The organism is Halomonas sp. (genome assembly GCF_052095765.1).
GTDB lineage: Bacteria > Pseudomonadota > Gammaproteobacteria > Pseudomonadales > Halomonadaceae > Halomonas.
The window spans coordinates 29,546-46,221 of sequence record NZ_JBQDJZ010000002.1 but is presented as its reverse complement, the minus strand read 5'-3'; the positions used below and the strand labels follow the sequence as shown (position 1 = coordinate 46,221).

Annotated in this window: 12 protein-coding genes; 4 read left to right on the top strand and 8 right to left on the bottom strand. The window is 60.2% G+C overall.

Annotated elements, in window-relative coordinates; genetic code table 11:
- Positions 1–55: 55 nt before the first annotated feature.
- Positions 56–847 carry a sulfite exporter TauE/SafE family protein gene (locus tag ACTH3D_RS00660; protein WP_441664200.1) on the bottom strand — a complete coding sequence of 264 codons (792 nt, stop codon included), beginning with the start codon at positions 845–847 and terminating at the stop codon, positions 56–58.
- Positions 848–968: 121 nt separating this feature from the next.
- On the opposite strand from ACTH3D_RS00660, the gene ACTH3D_RS00655 reads away from it, so the two are divergent.
- Positions 969–1,784, top strand: coding sequence for an NRDE family protein (locus tag ACTH3D_RS00655; RefSeq protein ID WP_441664198.1), 816 nt, complete (start codon positions 969–971; stop codon positions 1,782–1,784).
- 54 nt (positions 1,785–1,838) lie between these two features.
- Here ACTH3D_RS00655 and ptsP read toward each other — a convergent pair whose 3' ends face one another.
- Positions 1,839–4,103, bottom strand: coding sequence for a phosphoenolpyruvate--protein phosphotransferase (gene ptsP, locus ACTH3D_RS00650; RefSeq protein WP_441664242.1), 2,265 nt, complete (start codon positions 4,101–4,103; stop codon positions 1,839–1,841).
- 132 nt (positions 4,104–4,235) lie between these two features.
- A complete protein-coding gene (locus ACTH3D_RS00645; protein WP_441664196.1) occupies positions 4,236–4,730 on the bottom strand; it encodes an RNA pyrophosphohydrolase in 495 nt (164 codons plus the stop codon).
- Between the two features lie 161 nt (positions 4,731–4,891).
- On the opposite strand from ACTH3D_RS00645, the gene ACTH3D_RS00640 reads away from it, so the two are divergent.
- The gene (locus ACTH3D_RS00640) at positions 4,892–5,548 is read left to right on the top strand and encodes an HAD family hydrolase (protein WP_441664194.1); all 657 of its coding nucleotides are present in this window, start codon (positions 4,892–4,894) and stop codon (positions 5,546–5,548) included.
- Positions 5,549–5,739: 191 nt separating this feature from the next.
- On the opposite strand, the gene ACTH3D_RS00635 is transcribed toward ACTH3D_RS00640, so the two are convergent.
- Positions 5,740–6,714: a malate dehydrogenase gene (locus ACTH3D_RS00635; protein ID WP_441664192.1), complete on the bottom strand. Its 975-nt coding sequence runs from the start codon at positions 6,712–6,714 to the stop codon at positions 5,740–5,742.
- 211 nt (positions 6,715–6,925) lie between these two features.
- Between ACTH3D_RS00635 and ACTH3D_RS00630 the strand changes: the two genes are divergently transcribed.
- Together ACTH3D_RS00630 and ACTH3D_RS00625 are read left to right on the top strand one after the other, a co-directional pair.
- A complete protein-coding gene (locus ACTH3D_RS00630) occupies positions 6,926–8,074 on the top strand; it encodes an efflux RND transporter periplasmic adaptor subunit (protein ID WP_441664190.1) in 1,149 nt (382 codons plus the stop codon).
- Positions 8,074–11,145 (top strand): efflux RND transporter permease subunit, encoded by a 3,072-nt coding sequence (locus tag ACTH3D_RS00625; RefSeq protein ID WP_441664240.1) that lies wholly within the window; start codon positions 8,074–8,076, stop codon positions 11,143–11,145. Before ACTH3D_RS00630 ends, ACTH3D_RS00625 begins: the two co-directional genes overlap by 1 nt.
- A gap of 211 nt (positions 11,146–11,356) precedes the next feature.
- On the opposite strand, the gene rsd is transcribed toward ACTH3D_RS00625, so the two are convergent.
- The 4 genes from rsd to ACTH3D_RS00605 form a co-directional block, all read right to left on the bottom strand.
- A complete protein-coding gene (rsd, locus tag ACTH3D_RS00620) occupies positions 11,357–11,833 on the bottom strand; it encodes a sigma D regulator (RefSeq protein WP_441664188.1) in 477 nt (158 codons plus the stop codon).
- Positions 11,834–11,901: 68 nt separating this feature from the next.
- Positions 11,902–12,456, bottom strand: coding sequence for a disulfide bond formation protein B (locus ACTH3D_RS00615; protein WP_441664186.1), 555 nt, complete (start codon positions 12,454–12,456; stop codon positions 11,902–11,904).
- A complete protein-coding gene (gene gshA, locus ACTH3D_RS00610; protein WP_441664184.1) occupies positions 12,456–14,078 on the bottom strand; it encodes a glutamate--cysteine ligase in 1,623 nt (540 codons plus the stop codon). The genes ACTH3D_RS00615 and gshA overlap by 1 nt, the downstream gene beginning before the upstream one ends.
- 117 nt (positions 14,079–14,195) lie before the next feature.
- A complete protein-coding gene (locus tag ACTH3D_RS00605) occupies positions 14,196–16,577 on the bottom strand; it encodes a Tex family protein (protein WP_441664182.1) in 2,382 nt (793 codons plus the stop codon).
- Between the last annotated feature and the right edge of the window lie 99 nt (positions 16,578–16,676).

Sequence of the window (16,676 nt, the reverse complement as noted above, 5' to 3'; positions counted from 1 at the left end):
CAAATACCAATGCGCATACGATGAGTGAAGTTCAAACCAAATCAAAACAGAACAATCAGAATAGAAAGCGTACGCCAACGATCAACAGCAGTACTGCAAAGGCTATTTTAAGCTTCTTGGCTGGCAGCACACTGGCCATGCGAACGCCGACTCGAGCAAACGGCACACTGGTCACCACGATGGCCAGAAAAGCCGGCCACAACACATAGCCGGTGGCCCCCGCTGGCAGGTCTGGCACTCCCCAGCCCGTAGCAATGAAGGTTGCCGCACCCACCACTGCAATGGGCATTCCGCAAGCCGAAGAGGTACCCACGGCCTGCCTCATGGTAGCACCACAGCGTGCCAGCCACGGAACACTCAGCGTGCCGCCGCCGATACCGAACAGCGCCGAAAAACCACCAATCAAGGCACCAGCAACAAGCATGATCCAACGGCTGGGTGCCTGTCTCCCTTCGGCGATCTCTTTCACCGCAATCATGCGACCGGCAACAATCAGCAAAAACACACCAAACAGGCTGCCCAGTGCACCACTCGACAGGCTGGAAGCGATAAACACCCCGCTGAGCGCACCCAGCATCAACCCCGGCAGCAGCAGCATGAACCAATCACGGCGGATATTGCCTTTTTTGTAATGCCCCCAGGCCGATGAACTGCCGGTAATCACGATAGTGGCCAGCGAGGTACCGATCGCCAGATGCATGATAACCGGCTCAGCCACGCCATGAACGACAAAGGCAGCAGCCAACGCCGGTACGATCACCAGACCGCCACCGATACCGAACAATCCGGCCAGGGTGCCGGCCACAGCGCCTAGCGCCAGATAGGCCAATAGCAACATCAACGTCATGACAATCCTTATTGAACGGGAGTGGCAACACTGAAACCTCGCGCCCCGCAGACGCTGGCGCATGGTACAACACTCACACCGCGAGGTCGCTCTTCCGCGCCACATCAACAAGGGGTAAGCTATGCAGATGTGTCTTATTGCCTTGCATCACGACCCCAACGGACCGGTTGTGCTTCGTATGATCGCCAACCGTGACGAGTTTCATGCCCGCCCCACGGCACCGCTGGCCAATTGGTCGGATCTGGAAGGTATCGTTGGCGGACGCGATCTGCAGGCAGGTGGCAGCTGGCTGGCAGCGCATCGCCGTGGCCGCGTGGCTGCACTGACCAATGTCCGTGACCCTCGCCTGCTTGGCGCCCCCGACAGCCCCAGCCGCGGCCACCTAGTCACCACGGCTCTGACCACCGATGACCCACTCAGCTGGCTTGAGCAACTGGCCAGCGGCGACGCCTGGACCTACGCCGGATTCAACCTGCTGGTCGGTGATGGCCAGCAGCTCTGGCACCTGCACCGCGGCCATGACGGTATTGAACTTAACCACCTCTCTCCCGGCCTATATGCCCTTTCCAACGCCAACCTGGACACTGCCTGGCCCAAGGTTCTCAAAGTGCGCCAGGCGCTGGCCCGCAGCCTTGAGCTCGGCGACTGGCCGACCACGGCATTGGCGGCCTTTGCCGACGAGCAGCTTGCCGCCGACAGCGAACTGCCCGACACCGGCATGGGCGTCGCCTGGGAGCGGCAGCTGTCAGCAGCGTTCATTCGTGGTCAGCAGTACGGCACCCGCGCAACGACCCGCCTTGAATGGCACGCTGGAGGCAGTCTTGAAATCGAGGAACTCAGCTACGGGGCCTGCTCCACCCCAACAATGCCGGCAGCAGCCAGCGCTAGACGACAGCTGGTCATCCAGGCTCCCGTCGGCAGCAGTACAGTCCGCTAGCTAGCCAGTCAGTGTCAGCCTGCCAGTACCAGGCGGCCAACACGTAACCAGCATTCAATCCGTACTGGGCGGCAACAGGTGGCCCAGCTCCCAGCCCTGCAACCGCGCCTCCAGCAGTAGTCTGACTTCCTGGGGCGAATCCAGCATCAAGGTATCGTCAACCAGTTGCTGGGCGGCGGCGAGGGACACGCGCCGAATGGCCGCACGCACCCGGGGCAGGCTGAGCGCATTCATCGACAGCGCATCAAAGCCCATCCCCATCAGCAGCAAGGCCCCGGCGGGATCGCCGGCCAGTTCACCACACACAGAAACCGGCATTTCCAAGGCGCGGGCTTCAATGGCCAGTCGCGACAGTGCCGACAGCACCGCCGGGTGACAGGCATCATGCAGGTCAGCGACACGCGAGTTGTTACGGTCTACCGCCAGCAAGTACTGGGTCAGATCGTTACTGCCCACCGAGAAAAAGTCGACCCGCTGAGAAAGCGGCCCCAGCTGATACAACGTAGCCGGCACCTCCAACATGACACCGACTCGCGGCCGGTCGACCTCGATGCCGTCTTCTGCCAGCTCAACAACGGCACGGTCAAGAAGCCGCAGAGCATCATCGACCTCTTCCACGTTGGTGACCATCGGCAGCAGGATGCGCAAGTTGTTCAGCCCCTGTGAGGCCTGCAGCATGGCGCGCAGCTGCACCATCATGACCTCCGGGTGATCCAGGGTCACACGGATGCCACGCCAGCCCAGAAAAGGGTTGGCTTCATTGATGGGAAAATACGGCAGATCCTTGTCGCCGCCGATATCCAGAGTACGCATCACCACAGGAAGCGGCGAAAAGCTCTCCAGCTGGTCACGGTACAGGCGCATCTGCTCCTGCTCACTGGGGAAGCGTTCAGCCACCATAAAGGACACTTCGGTGCGGTACAGCCCGACACCGCTGATCCGTGGCTTCAAAGAGGCCACAGCGTCCACTGCCAGACCGGTGTTGACCAGTAGCGGCATCTCATGGCCATCCGGTGTGCAGCTGGGCAAGTCCTGCTCATGCTCAAGCAGCTCACTGATGGCGCGTTCCTCCTTGATCAGGGCGCGATATCGGGTCTCAAGATCCTCACCTGGTCGCACAATCAGCCGTCCCCGATGGCCATCCAACACAACGTTGGCGCCATTGAGCCGGGGCAGCGGCAGATCAGAAACACCCATTACCGTAGGAATGCCCATGGCCCGCGCGATGATCGCCACATGGGAGTTGCTCGAGCCGTTGACCGACACCAGCCCGCCCAAGCGCTCCCGGGGAACTTCACCGAGCATGGCTACGCTGATCTCGTCGCCGACCAGAATGGTGCTTTCGGGATAGACCGCCGGTCTGTCGACCGTTTCTTCCTGAAGGTTGGCCAGCACTCGGCGCCCCAGGTCGCGCACATCAGCGGCACGCTCACTAAGGTAATCATCATCAACCCGTTCCAAGTACTGCACATGGCGGCGCACCACATCCGCCAGGGCACCGGGGGCCCATTGGCCTTCACGAATACGCTTGACGACCTCCTGATACAGCGCGGCCTCGCCCAGCATCTGCTGGTAAACCTCAAAGAGTGCCAGCTCTTGGGTTGAAATCCGGCTGGCCAGCCGCTCGCCCGCGGCACGAATATCTTCCCGCACATGGTCGATGGCATCTTTCAGGCGCGCAATCTCGAACTCCTGATCGGTAGGTATCAGGTCAGGCACGCTATCCAGATCCGCCAGCGGCGCAATGACGACCCCTTCGCCGATCGCCATGCCGGGGGATGCAGCCACACCGTGGAAGGTCACCTGGCCACCAAGGGCGCCGGGGCGATTCAGGTTGCCCGTCACTATCGCATGGGCAAGCACGCCGCCCAACTGGGCGGCCATGGTGACCAGAAAAGCCTCATCGGACTCGTTGTAGCGGCGCTTGTCAGCCTGCTGCACCACCAGCACACCGAGCATCCGGCGCTGATGGATGATGGGCACACCCAGAAAGCTGAAATAACGCTCTTCACCCGTGGAAGCGAAGTAGCAGAAGCGCGGATGCGCTTGGGCATCCTCAAGGTTGAGCGGCTCTTCGCGCTTGGCCACCAGCCCTACCAGCCCCTCCCCGAGCGGCAGGATCACATGACCCACAGACTGGGTTCTCAAGCCGATGGTTTCCATCAGCACCAGCTGCTCATGCTCAGGCTCATACAGATAAAAGGAGCACACATCGGTAAGCATCGCCTTGCGAATACGCCGCACCATGGTGGACAGGGCCACTTCAAGATTACGCGCCCCGTTTACTTCCAGAATGATGCGCCGCAGTACCTCAAGCATCGGCGTTTTGCTATCCATGTTCGTCTCTCGCCCCACTGCTATTGCCCGGGAGGGATCCCGACCCTATTCGCCGAATGGTCCGGCGGTCCTGTCTCTGCCTATTCTCTACGCCTATTCCCGGTCCGGGCTTGCTCAGTTCTTGTGCTGTGTCAGCCGCTGCAAGCGTGGTGATAGCTCGCGCAGCGCACAGCGATAGACTTCCCGCTTAAACGACACCACCTGGCCCAACGGATACCAGTAGCTGACCCAGCGCCAGCCATCAAACTCAGGCTTGGCCGAGCCGCTACTCACGCACACCCGATCATCGTGGCAACGAATCCTAAGCAGGAACCACTTCTGTTTCTGGCCGATACAAACCGGCCGGGAATGTGTTCTTACCATGCGTCGCGGCAGACGATACCTAAGCCATCCCCGGGTACAAGCAAGCACCTCGACATCATCGGCGGTCAGGCCGATTTCTTCTTGCAGCTCACGAAAGAGCGCCTGTTTAGGTGTTTCACTTGCGTTAATGCCTCCCTGGGGAAATTGCCATGCGTTCTGCCCTACCCGACGCGCCCAAAGCAGCTGCCCCTGGTCGTTAGCAATAATGATGCCAACATTGGGGCGAAAGCCGTCAGCGTCGATCACGGACTTCACCTTATGAATTCAAGTATTAGTCTCATTCTTCCATAAGGCTGTGAAGGGCCGCAATACAGCCGGCAAATTGCGCCTCTGCTGAACTCGTCGTCTTCAGGTGCTTCTGCCATACTCTTGACGCGAATGCAGACCGCCATAACTTGAGGAAAACCGTGAGCCTAGCCATTTTCGATCTGGACAACACCCTGATCTCCATCGACAGCGACCACGCCTGGGGAGAGTTTCTGCTGGAACAGGGCGCCGTGGACCCAACAGCCTACCGTGAAGCTAACGACCGTTTCATGGCTGACTACGAAGCCGGCACCCTGGATATGGATGAATTTCTGGCAGTGGCACTCAGGCCACTGGCCGAGAACACTCCACAGCAGCTGGCATCCTGGCATCAACAGTTCATGGCCGGCTGGATCGAACCCCATATACTTGAGCGTGGCGAAGAGCTTATCGCACGCCACCGTACCAGCGGCGATACTCTGCTGATCATTACGGCCACCAACCGTTTCATCACAGCCCCCATTGCCAGGCGCCTGGGCATCGATAATTTGATCGCCGTCGAACCGGAAATGAAAGGTGGACGCTACACCGGCCGCGCCGTCGGTACGCCCAGCTTCCGCGAGGGCAAAATCACTCGCCTGAAAGAGTGGATGGCCGACAAAGAACTTTCCATGGAAGACGCCTGGTTCTATAGCGACTCTCACAACGACCTGCCGCTGCTGGAGATGGTTGACCATCCCGTGGCCGTCGATCCAGACGACCAGCTGAAAGAAATCGCCAAACAACGCGACTGGCGGATCATCAGTTTGCGTGACTGACCCCTGATGGACCGCGACGCTTGACTGGCACCATGCGGGTTTTGGTAGGAGCTGCCTTCAGGCTGTGACAGATGCCCCAGACAACGCAAAAAAAACGGTGTGAAACAAAGATAAAAACCCGCCGGGAATTTCCCGGCGGGTTTTACGTTACTTGCAGTCGTTGTTTTCGGCTTGCAGCTGCGGGCTAACGCTTAGCCAAGCAGATGCTCAACGGCAGCGCGCTCTTCACGCAGCTCCTGCTCGGTAGCGCTCATACGCTCACGGCTGAAATCGCTGATATCCAGACCCTGAACGATCTCGTACTTGCCACCCTTACAGATCACCGGGTAGGAGTACATGATGCCCGGCTCGATGCCGTAACTGCCATCAGCGGGAATGCCCATGCTGACAATGCCATCGCTGCCCAACGCCCAATCGCGCATGTGGTCAATGGCCGCAGAAGCTGCTGACGCCGCAGAGGAAGCTCCGCGCGCCTTGATAATCGCCGCGCCACGCTGCTGTACGGTAGGAATGAAGTCGTTCTCATACCAGTCCTGCTCAACCAGCTCCAGTGCCGGCTTGCCAGCGACCTTGCAGTGAGCCAGGTCCGGATACTGGGTAGCACTGTGGTTGCCCCACACCACCATGGATTCCACATCAGTGGAATGCTTGCCAGTTTTCTCAGCCAGCTGCGACTTAGCCCGATTGTGGTCCAGACGCATCATCGCGGTGAACTGGTTCGGGCTGAGGTCCGGCGCATTGCACGAGGCGATCAGCGCATTAGTATTAGCCGGGTTGCCCACCACCAGCACCTTGATATCGCGGCTGGCGCTGTCGTTCATGGCCTTGCCCTGGGCAGAGAAGATCGCCGCGTTGGCTTCGAGCAGATCCTTGCGCTCCATGCCGGGCCCGCGCGGGCGTGCGCCAACCAGCAGAGCATATTCTGCGTCCTTGAAAGCGACATTGGCGTCATCGGTTGCCACAATGTCATGCAGCAGCGGGAAAGCGCAGTCGTTCAGCTCCATAACAACGCCGCTCAAAGCGTCGAGAGCAGGCGTAATTTCCAACAGCTGTAGAATGACCGGCTGATCCTTACCGAGCATGTCGCCAGCGGCGATACGGAACGCCAGTGAGTAGCTGATCTGGCCGGCAGCGCCGGTAATGGCAATACGTACGGGGGCTTTCATGGTAACTCCTTCGGTTATCACCGTGAGGAAAACCGGCGCTTTTACATCGCGCCGACATTCAAGTGGGCAAAATGGTATGCCTGCATTGCACAAAACTCAATGCGACCTGCGACTACACTGACAGTATATGTTTTTATAGACTGATCTTGCGTTATGCTGACTGGCTTAATCTCTCGTTGTATTATCCACCGTTCGCCATCCGGAACACCCAATGTCTTATCGAAGTCCCTCACGCCCCGTACTGATGGCCTTTTCCCTGGTGGCCATACTGGCGCTGTGGCTGGCCTTCGGCGACCTGTCAAGTTTTCGCGATGATGCGCCCGAAGCCGAGGTCGTCTCACAGACTCCGCCTGCACGGGTCGAAATCATGGAGCGTGACGCCAGCGACTTCGCCCCGCGCCTAAGGGTTCAGGGTCAGCTCGAGGCCGAGTATGAGGTAGAGCTGCGTGCACGCCAAAGCGGTCAGGTGGCCAGCCTGCCGATCAGCCAAGGCAGTCGCGTTGCCAAGGGCGAAGTGCTGCTGGAAATTGACCAGCAAGCGCTGCCCGCCAGGCTGAATCAGGCCCAATCAGAGCTGAACCTGGCCCAGGCCGAGCTTGATGGAGCAGAGCGCCTACGCACACGCTCGATGATTTCTGAAACAGAATACCTGCGCCTGCAAAGCCATCTCAGCCGGGCCCGGGCCGAAGTGGCAATGCTCAGCCGCGAGCTTGACGACACCCGCCCCCAGGCGCCTTTCGCAGGCCGTCTAGATCGCCTCGACGTGGACCCAGGCGATGAACTCCAGACTGGCGAGACCTGGGGCCTGCTGATCGAGGATAACCGGCTTGTCGCCAAGGGCTGGGTGCCTCAGCGCCAAGCTCTCGACCTGGACGTTGGGCTACCTGCCTCAGTCCAACTACTGGACGGCAGCAAGCTGAACGGTGTGCTGAGCTCTATTTCCCATCGTGCCGACGAAGCCACACGCAGTTTTGCTATCGAAGTGATGTTGGATAACCCTGAGCAGCGCCGCCTGGCCGGCGCCAGCGCCACCATCGAACTGACGCTCCCCACAAGGCGCGTCCATCGTGTTTCACCGGGGCTGCTGAGCCTGAACCCGGAAGGCCAGCTGGCACTCAAGCACCTTGACGACCAGGATCGCGTCGTTCTCGAGCCGGTCGAGCTGGTCTCCAGCGACGCCGACCAGGCCCGGGTAGCCGGTCTGCCCGAGCATATCCGTCTAATTACCCTCGGCGCCGGTTTCGTCGCATCCGGAGAAAAGGTTGCGCCTGTCCTGGCCACTAGCAATCCCAACACCGCGGGTCCAGTCAACAGTCGACAGGACAGTTCACAACACACCGACGAGTCCTCCACTCCATGATGCGCCGCCTGATCGAAGCCGCGTCGTCCCATGCCCGCACTACCCTGCTGCTGCTGATCGCCTTGTTGGTGGCCGGGGTCAACGCCTGGCAGGCAATTCCCAAGGAGGCCAACCCCGACGTCACCATTCCTTTCGTCTATGTGTCGCTGATGCTTGAAGGCGTCAGCCCCGAGGACGCTGAGCGGTTGCTGGTTCGCCCTATGGAGCAGGAGCTGCGCAGTATCGAAGGCTTACGCCAGGTCACAGCACAGGCCTCGGAAGGTCATGCCTCGGTGACCTTGGAATTCGACCCGGGCTTCGACCCAGACAAAGCCCTAACCGACGTTCGCGAAAAAGTGGATATTGCCAAGGTCAAACTACCGGATGAAGCTGAGGAGCCGCGGGTTATCGAGGTTAACGTAGGCCGTTTCCCGATACTGACCATCGGGCTGTCAGGTCCAGTGGATGAAGAGCGCCAGGCGATCACCGCACGGCGCCTGAAACAGGCCATCGAGGGCATTCCCGAGGTACTCGAGGTGGATATCGGCGGGGATCGCGAGCCCCAGTTGGAGATCATTGTCGATCCTCAGGTTCTCGACAGTTACGGCGTCGACTTTGGCAGCCTGTTCAACCAGGTCAGCCGCAATAATCAGCTGGTTGCCGCAGGCAGCCTGGATACCGGTGCCGGGCGCATCGCCCTGAAAGTGCCCGGGGTCATCGAAGATGTCGAGGACGTCCTCAACCTGCCGGTCAAAGTCGATGGCGACCGGGTCGTCACCTTCAAGGATGTGGCACAGCTATACCCCACCTTCAAGGACCCTGGCGGATTCGCGCGCATCGACGGCCAGCCAGCCATGGTGCTGGAAGTGTCCAAGCGCACCGGCGCCAACCTGATTGCCACCGTGGCCGCCGTCAACGAGCTGCTTGAGCAGGCGGCTGACCAGCTACCCGAGGGTATGGTCATTACCACCATTACCGATCAGTCCGACATGGTAGGTTCCCTGCTGTCAGAGCTGCTCAACAACGTGCTTACCGCCGTTGTGCTGGTGCTGATCGTGATTCTGGCCGCCATGGGGCTGCGCCCCGCCCTGTTGGTAGGACTGACCATTCCAGGCGCCTTTCTGACCGGCATCTTGCTGATCTGGGCAATCGGCTTTACCCTCAACATGGTGGTGCTGTTTGCGCTAATCCTGGTAGCCGGCATGCTGGTTGATGGCGCCATCGTGGTCAGCGAGCTAGCCGACCGCAACCTACATCAGGGCATGCCCCCGGTGCAGGCATGGAACGAGGCCGCGATCCGCATGAGCTGGCCGGTCATCGCCTCCACCGCCACCACCCTGGCCGTGTTTCTGCCGCTGCTGTTCTGGCCCGGCATGGTCGGCGAATTCATGAAATTCCTGCCGGCTACAGTGATCCTGTGCCTGCTGGCCTCGCTGGCCATGGCGCTGATCTTTCTACCCACTCTGGGGGGCGTACTGGGCGGCAAGACAACCCAACAGGCCAGCACCGTCAGCGCCGGCGGACGCGCTTACCGCGCTCTGCTCGCTCGCTTGCTGGGCCACCCCCTCCTGACCCTGCTGGGCGCCGTGCTGCTGATCGCGCTGGTCTACGTGGGCTATGCACGCTTCAATCACGGCGTGGAGTTCTTTCCCAGTGCTGAGCCAGATACCGCCCAGGTACTGGTTCACGCAAGAGGCGATTTTTCCGTCCAGGAAAACGACGCCATCGTGCGCCGCGTGGAGGCACGCCTGGGTGGCATGAGTGAAATTCAGGCGATCTATGCGCGTTCCTTTGCCAACCCTAACCAGCAGCTAGGCAGCGATGTGATCGGTGTGCTGCAGTTCCAGTTTGTTGACTGGCAGCAGCGCCGCCAGGCAGAGAAGATCCTCGACGACATGGCGCGCCAGACCGAGGATCTGGCGGGTATAGAGCTGGAGTTCCGCAAACAGGAACAGGGACCAGCAGGCGGCAAGCCCGTCGTGCTTGAAATTGCCGCCGCACAGAGCAACAAGGCAGAGCTTGCCACTGATGCTATCCGCAGCCGCATGAGTAGCCTGGGCGGCTTTCGTGACATCGAAGACAATCGCAGCCTGCCCGGCGTGGAGTGGCGCATCAAGGTAGACCGTGAAGCCGCTGCCCGCTTCGGCACCGATGTCACCACGGTTGGTAGCGCTATCCAGCTGATTACTACCGGCCTCAAAGTCGCCAGCTACCGCCCCACCGGCATCGACGTCGACGACGAAGTGGATATCCGTATCCGCCTACCGGAAAACGCCCGCTCACTGGACCAGCTTGGTCGACTGACACTGAACACCCCTCGCGGCCAAGTGCCCATCACCAATTTCGTCACCATGACACCAGACACCAAAGTCGGCACCCTGCAGCGCATTGACGGTCGCCGAGCACTGACGCTTGAAGCCGACGTTGAGTCGGGTAGACAGCCTCAGGAGCGGTTAGATGCATTGCTTGACGCCATGCAGGAAGACGGCCTGCCAGACGGCGTAACGGTCAAGGTGGCGGGTGAGCAGCAGGATCAGAAGGAAACCATGGGCTTTCTGATTACTGCCTTCCTAGTGGCCATTGCACTGATGACGCTGATTCTGGTCACCCAGTTCAATAGCCTGTACCAGGCCGCGCTGGTGCTCTCGGCCATTGTTTTCTCAACTGCCGGGGTATTGCTTGGCCTGCTGATCAATGCTCAGCCGTTCGGCATCGTCATGGTGGGCATGGGAATCATTGCCCTAGCCGGTATCGTGGTGAACAACAACATCGTGCTGATCGACACCTACAATCAGCTGCGCGACGAAGGGCTGGAGCCGATTGAGGCAGCACTGGAGGCTGGCGGGCTCAGACTGCGCCCGGTGCTGCTTACCGCGATTACCACGGTGCTGGGACTGATGCCCATGGTGCTGCAGATCAACGTCGACCTGTTCAGCCCTGCACTGGGATTCAACGCGCCCTCGACCCAGTGGTGGACCCAGCTCTCCAGCGCCATTGCCGGTGGCCTGACTTTTGCTACCGGCCTGACGCTGCTACTGACACCCTGCATGCTGGTGCTGGGCAAGCAGCGCAAAGCAAAAAAACAGGGTTAGCTGATAGACTTGGGCGCCTGACGGCGCCATCGCTGTCTAAAGACAGCTCCCACGAAGGTCAAAATCTGAAGACTTCTCCCACGAAGGCGAATCACCCGTTTATAAACAACGAGATGCACCGATTTTCGTAGAAGCCTTGTTCACAAGGCGAAAACGCCGCGCAGCGGTGATTAGGTTGGCCTGTTAGCAGAGACTTCAGGATACGCCAATATTACTCAGCAGCCGGGGTATTGGCGTCATGCAGTCGGGCAATCAGCTCATCTTCCAGGGCAAAGCGCTCGCCCAGGCCTTTTGTCAGTCGCTCGATCCAGGCCGGCAGCCGGTTAAGATTGCGCTCACAGCTGGCTGGCGTGTCGTAGTCTTCATCGAACGCCAGCACCAGCTCTGTCGACATTTCCAGGCGCTCAAGCAGGCGCTCCGACAGCGTCAGCGCCTGCTTGTCATCAAAGGCTTCAGCTTCTTTGGCCAGCTGGGGATACACCGTGAAATGCCCGGAGCTGACGTAGTCCATCAGCAGCTGACTGAAATCGTCAATATACTGCTTGGTCGGTGTTTCCATCTCGGCGTCACAGGCGTCATTGAGCACCCTGAAGCTCACCAGTAGCGCCTGGCGCTGCTCCAGCCAGTGATCCACCAGCTGGTGGACACCGCCCCAACGCTCCTGAGCTGTTTTACATTTCTCAAGCATGGTTCTTCTCCACAAGTGCCAGGGTCAGTAAATCATCACTGACAGCCCCTAGCGAAGCAATAGCGTCATCAATCGGCAGGTGGAACATCCATCCAACGATAACCGCTGCGCCGCGCTCTGATAAGACTCAGCAGCATCCCCAAGGGGATCAGGGCCAGCAGCACAAAACCGATCAGTGTCCAGCCAGGCAGCGACAGACCGAGAAAGCGCAGACTGATATCGGCGCATTCGCCGGAAGCGGTCAGCACTTGGCTGATCACCTGCTGCAACGGCAGCATGTCCATCATGTAGTCCAGCCCCGGCCCGCAGCTGGGTACCTTATCGGCAGGCAGCGACTGCAGCCACAAGTGACGCCATGCCAGACCGATACCACCAGCTGCCGCCAGTAGGCCGAGCAGACCATAAACAAAGGCTCCGCCGCGCCCTTCGGGGTTGTGAATAGCGGCTATCGCAAATACCAGCGCAGCGGCCAGCACAGCCACACGCTGGAAGATACACAGCGGACACGGCTCCAGATCGGCCAAATGCTCCAGGCCAAGAGCCACCATTATCATCAGCACACAAAATGCCAGGCCCAGCAGCGCCCAGCGGCGCACACTCACCTCCCTGAGTTCGTCCCACATTACTGTGTGCCCTCTGCCGCCATGATGACAGCCGCACACGATTTATCGGCGCGTGTGAAGTAGTCCTGCATGAATTCATCAAAGCTTTGTGTATCTGCCGCTTCAATCTCCTTTTGCTGTTGCTCGGAGTCTGCAACCAGCGCCTCAAACTCGGCCTGGCGCTCTGGATCCGGATCCTGTGCTGCCAGTAGCTCGGCCTGTCGGCGCGCTTCAGCGTAGGTCAGCTCAGAGAACTCGCTGTTGCTGTCCAATAACTTCTTCAGGTACTGCCCTGACGGCGTCAGCTCAGGGTCATCCAGCAGCGGCGCGAGCTCGGCAAGCGCATCAGCGTGCGGGCTGCCATCTTCTTCGATGTCCAGCAGTTCGGCGACCTGCCCCATCTCAGCAAAGATGTCGCCACCCCAGTCGGCAACACTACGTTTGTTGCCGTGGTGCTCCAGACGCAGCTCCGGGTCGCGGCCACGACTGACCACCAGGCGGCGGTTATCATCCAGGTGCTCACACTCCAGATCGGAAATCCACGGGCTATCAGACAACAGACACCAAGCCACGAAGGTATCAAGGAAACGACAGCGCGTAGCATCAATGCCACGCACATCAAACGGATCAAGGTCCAGGCAGCGCACCTCGATGTATTCCACACCGTCACATTCCAGCGCCTGGCTGGGTGTTTCACCCTGCTTAGCCACACGTTTGGGCCGGATGTCGCTGTAGTACTCATTTTCAATCTGCAGGATGCTGGCATTGAGCTGAGGCCAGTCGCTGTCAGCCTGAGCGCCCCTTGCCGCATAAGTCGGCCAAGGTGTGGAAATGGCATGACGCAACGTATTGACGAAGTTGGACAGCGAATTGAAGCAGATCTTGATCTGCTCCTGCACCTTGTTCTGATACCCCAGGTCCGACATCCGTAGGCTGGTAGCATAACGCGAGATCAGGGTGTGCTCGCCGTGGCGCTCGAGCCCTTCTGGTACGCGACCATCAGGCATAAAGCTGGTATCAAATGCCGGTGAGGCGCCGAACAGATACAGCAGCAGCCAGCTGTGACGACGGAAGTTGCGGATCAGGTCAAAGTAGCGGGCCGAGCGATAGTCCTGCATGGAAATGTCACTGCGGCCATCGAGCTCAAGCAGGTGGTCCCAGAAGCTCTCAGGCAGGGAAACGTTGTAGTGCACGCCGGCAATCGACTGCATGATGCGCCCATAGCGCAGATCCAACCCCTTGCGATAGACGTGCTTCATGCGCCCACTATTGGAGGTGCCATAGTCGGCAATCGGCACACTGTCATTGCCGCTCAGCCGCGACGGCATACTCGCCGGCCAGATGCTTTCATCACCAATCTTACGGTAGGTGAAGCGGTGCAATTCGGTCAGAAAGTCCAACGCTTCCTGCGTCTCAGTAAAGACTGGCGTCACGAACTCCAGCAACGCTTCAGAATAGTCCGTGGTGATATACGGATGCGTCAGCTTGGAGCCCAGCCCGCGCTGATGCGGTGTCTGGGCAACGTGTGCGTCAGGATCGACCCGCAAGCCTTCCTTTTCAATGCCTCGGCGCAGACGACCAAGACGCCCCTGTTGTGCCGGCTCGCGAAGCCGTTCAATCAATGCTGTGAGCGATTCAGACAAGTGGAACACCCCGTGTCGGGGACGCCGGCGCAGCGCCGGCATCGCATTTTTCCTCGGGCACCGAAGCACCCATAAGATGGTCAATTATGGCGCTCATGAAGCGCCTTGCAAGCAGGGTCACTTGCCTTCCTTCGCTTTGAGCAGTGCCGCCCCCAGCGCACCCAACTGATTGCTGCCCTGCTGCCCCTGGCGCGGGCCTTTGTTCCCTTGCCCGCCACCACTGCTGTCGCCGCGCGACCTTCCGCCGCGGCGCGCGGGTCTGTCCTGCGCTGCCCGGCCAGAGCGGCCCGGCGCTTCCTGTTCCTCGGGCTGGTCATCCAGGCGCATGGACAGCCCGATACGACCCCGTTCGATATCCACGCTCATCACCTTGACCGTGACGATATCTCCGGCCTTGACCACCGTGCGCGGGTCATCAATAAAGCGGTCGGACAGCGCCGAGATATGCACCAGGCCGTCCTGATGAACGCCGATATCCACAAAGGCGCCGAAGTGGGTCACATTGGTCACGCTGCCCTCGAGCACCATGCCCGGCTCCAGGTCCTTGAGGGTTTCTACTCCCTCGCGGAACTCCGCCGCCTTGAACTCGGGCCGCGGGTCACGCCCCGGTTTGTCGAGCTCAGCAAGGATGTCGCTGACCGTTAGGACGCCGAAGCGCTCATCGGTAAAGTCGCCGGGCTTGAGTGACTTGAGTGTGGCACTGTCGCCTATCAGGCTGCCAAGCTCACGCTGGCTGCGTTTGGCGATGGCTTCCACCAGCGGATAGGCCTCGGGGTGCACGGCGCTGGCATCCAGCGGGTTATCGCCGTTCATGATACGCAGAAAGCCGGCGCACTGCTCAAAGGTCTTGGGTCCCAGCCGACTGACCTCCAGCAGCTGGCGACGCGAGCGGAACGCCCCCTCGGCATCTCGGCGCGCCACGATATTCTCGGCCAGCCCCGGGTTCAAGCCAGCCACCCGCGACAGTAGCGCCGAAGAGGCGGTATTGAGATCAACACCCACGGCATTAACACAGTCTTCAATTACCGCTTCCAGGCTACGCGACAGCTGCACCTGAGACACATCGTGCTGGTACTGCCCCACGCCAATGGACTTGGGCTCGATCTTGACCAGCTCGGCCAGCGGGTCCTGCAGCCGGCGAGCGATAGACACTGCGCCGCGCACCGTCACGTCCAGATCAGGCAGTTCACGTGACGCGTATTCAGACGCCGAGTACACCGAGGCGCCGGCCTCCGACACCATGACCTTGGACAGCACACGCTTGCCCGCCGCCAGCTTAACCAGCTCACCGGCCAAGCGGTCAGTCTCGCGACTGGCGGTGCCGTTGCCCACGGCGATCAGCGCCACGTCATGGCGCTCGACCAGGCGAGCCAGGGTCGCCAGAGACTCACTCCATTGGTTGCGCGGTGCATGGGGGAAAATGGTTGTCTCATCAAGGTAGCGTCCGGTGGCATCCACCACCGCCACCTTGCAACCAGTACGCAAGCCGGGGTCAATAGCCAGCGTAGTCTTGGCACCGGCCGGTGCAGCCAACAGCAGATCCTTGAGGTTGGCAGCAAACACCTCGATGGCCTCGATCTCGGCGCGCTCACGCAGCCGACCCATCAGCTCGGTTTCCAAGTGGGTATACAGCTTGACCCGCCAAGTCCAGCGCACCACCTCGGCCAACCAGCGGTCAGCCGGACGCTGCTCATCGCGAATCTCGAAGTGACGCGCAATCGCCACCTGGGCCGGATGAATCGCTGCCTCGTCTTCACCAGGCAGACGCAGAGTCAGCGCCAGCACGCCCTCGTTGCGACCGCGAAACATCGCCAGCGCACGATGCGATGGCACCTTGGCCAGTGTTTCGTCGTGTTCGAAGTAATCGGAGAACTTGGCGCCCTCGCGCTCTTTGCCGTCAATCAGCCGCGCGCTCAGCTCGCCTTCATTCCACAGCCGCTCGCGCAGCTGCCCGACTAGCTCCGGGTCTTCGGCAAAGCGCTCCATAAGGATCTGCTTGGCGCCGTCGAGTGCCGCCTTAGCATCTTCAACGGCTGGGTTGTCGCCCTCTGCGACATGAAGGTACTTGGCCGCCTCGGCTTCGGGGTCCAGCATCGGGTCGGCCAGTAGCGCATCGGCCAGCGGCTCAAGGCCTGCTTCACGGGCAATCTGGGCTTTGGTGCGGCGCTTCTTACGGTACGGCAGGTAGAGGTCTTCCAGACGCTGCTTGGTGTCCGCGTCGCGAATCAACCCAGCAAGCTCATCGGTCAGCTTGCCCTGCTCGTCGATGCTGACCAGCACCGCGTCGCGGCGCTCTTCCAGCTCACGCAGATAGCCCAGGCGCTCATGCAGGTTGCGCAGCTGGATATCGTCGAGCGCGCCTGTGACTTCCTTACGATAACGAGCGATGAAGGGCACAGTAGCCCCTCCGTCGAGCAGTTCCACGGTGGCCGCCACCTGCGCGGGGCGAACGCCGAGTTCCTCGGCGAGACGGGTGATGATCTTGGCTTGTACGTCCATGAAGTCCTTGCCGATACAGATACGAAGTATCGCGACAAGGTACCACAAACGCCAAGTTGAGCCACGCGCATCCGCGCATGACGACTTTAGTCGCGTTGA

Excerpts from the sequence above, each read along its gene's own strand:
- ACTH3D_RS00660 (WP_441664200.1), bottom strand. The coding sequence starts at position 847 with ATGACGTTGATGTTGCTATTGGCCTATCTGGCGCTAGGCGCTGTGGCC.
- ACTH3D_RS00655 (WP_441664198.1), top strand. The coding sequence starts at position 969 with ATGCAGATGTGTCTTATTGCCTTGCATCACGACCCCAACGGACCGGTT.
- ptsP (WP_441664242.1), bottom strand. The coding sequence starts at position 4,103 with ATGCTTGAGGTACTGCGGCGCATCATTCTGGAAGTAAACGGGGCGCGT.
- ACTH3D_RS00635 (WP_441664192.1), bottom strand. The coding sequence starts at position 6,714 with ATGAAAGCCCCCGTACGTATTGCCATTACCGGCGCTGCCGGCCAGATC.
- ACTH3D_RS00630 (WP_441664190.1), top strand. The coding sequence starts at position 6,926 with ATGTCTTATCGAAGTCCCTCACGCCCCGTACTGATGGCCTTTTCCCTG.
- ACTH3D_RS00625 (WP_441664240.1), top strand. The coding sequence starts at position 8,074 with ATGCGCCGCCTGATCGAAGCCGCGTCGTCCCATGCCCGCACTACCCTG.
- rsd (WP_441664188.1), bottom strand. The coding sequence starts at position 11,833 with ATGCTTGAGAAATGTAAAACAGCTCAGGAGCGTTGGGGCGGTGTCCAC.
- ACTH3D_RS00615 (WP_441664186.1), bottom strand. The coding sequence starts at position 12,456 with ATGTGGGACGAACTCAGGGAGGTGAGTGTGCGCCGCTGGGCGCTGCTG.
- ACTH3D_RS00605 (WP_441664182.1), bottom strand. The coding sequence starts at position 16,577 with ATGGACGTACAAGCCAAGATCATCACCCGTCTCGCCGAGGAACTCGGC.